The organism is Streptomyces sp. CC53 (assembly GCF_001865245.1).
Lineage (GTDB): Bacteria > Actinomycetota > Actinomycetes > Streptomycetales > Streptomycetaceae > Streptomyces.
The window spans coordinates 1-1,277 of record NZ_MKXB01000133.1 but is presented as its reverse complement, the minus strand read 5'-3'; the positions used below and the strand labels follow the sequence as shown (position 1 = coordinate 1,277).

The window sequence follows — 1,277 nt, the reverse complement described above, 5'->3', positions numbered from 1 at the left end:
GGGACGACGCGGGCCCGGGTGCGCCCGGAGCGGCGGGGACGGCCACGGGGGCCGCCTCCGCCACCCGGGCCTCCTCCACCCCTGCGTCGGCCCCCGCCAGGGGAGCCACCCCCGCAGCGCCCGCCCCGCGGAACTCCTGCGCCACGGGCGCCGCTTCCGCCTCGGGCGCCTCCCCGCTCGCGGCTGCGGCTCCCGCCCCGGGCGGGACCGCCGGTGCGGGCGCCCCCGGTCCGGGAGGCGGGACCGCCGAGCCGGAAGGAGGGCCCCGCTGGGCGCCCGGCAGCCGGATCCTGTGGCGGTACCGCGACAACGGCGACGGTCACGTCCACATCTGCCGCCCCGTCACCGTCGTCCAGGACACCGCGGACCTGCTCGCCGTGTGGATGGCGCCCGGCACCGAGTGCGTCAAGCCGGTGCTGGTGGACGGCACCCCCGTGCACGAGGAGCCGCTCGCCACCCGGTACACCGCGCCCCGCACGACCACCCGGGCGCGCTGGACGGGGATGGGCGTCCTGAAGCTGGCCCGACCGGGGGACCCGTGGTCGGTGTGGCTGTTCTGGGACCCCGACTGGGTGTTCCGGAGCTGGTACGTCAACCTGGAGGCGCCGCGCCTGCGGTGGTCCGGCGGCGTGGACTCCGAGGACCACTTCCTCGACATCTCCGTCTACCCGGACGGCAGCTGGCTGTGGCGGGACGAGGACGAGTTCGCCCAGGCGCAGCGGTCCGGTCTCATGGACGCCGGGCAGGCGGACCGGGTACGGGCCGCGGGCGAGGCCGCCGTGGCGGTGATCCGCGCCTGGGGCACGCCCTTCGCGGACGGCTGGGAGCACTGGCGGCCCGACCCGGGCTGGACGGTGCCGGAGCTGCCCGCGGACTGGGATCGCGCCCCGGCGCGCACGGCTCCATGAGACCCTTGATGCGCCCCTGGGGGTTAACCGTAGGATCGTCCTCCGCCGGGTACCCGCCGCCGCGCACCGCGGTCCGCGCCAGGAGCAACGACCGAGCACAGGAATCGAACTGACCGTTAGTCACCTACGAGGGGGTGGAGCCGTGCCCGAGGTGAGCACGGCTCCGCCGTCCCTTGTACAGGGCGCCCCCTCAGCGGGTATAGCGCCTGACAGAGCGATCGCCTCGCCCCACCGGCCCGGACGGACGGAATCCCACGCGTGACGGAGCAGCCCACCTCCCACGAAGGCCGGCAGCCGCTCGCTGCCCGGCCTCAGGAACGCACCCGGCCGCGGCGGGAGGCCCACGACACGGCCGAGGCCCCCGGCGCC

1 protein-coding gene is annotated in these 1,277 nt (G+C 76.7%); it reads left to right on the top strand.

Annotated elements, in window-relative coordinates:
- The first annotated feature begins 287 nt into the window (after positions 1-287).
- On the top strand, positions 288-908 hold the full coding sequence (locus BJP40_RS12370; RefSeq protein ID WP_071271043.1) for a DUF402 domain-containing protein: 621 nt from the start codon (positions 288-290) through the stop codon (positions 906-908).
- The last annotated feature ends 369 nt before the right edge of the window (positions 909-1,277 follow it).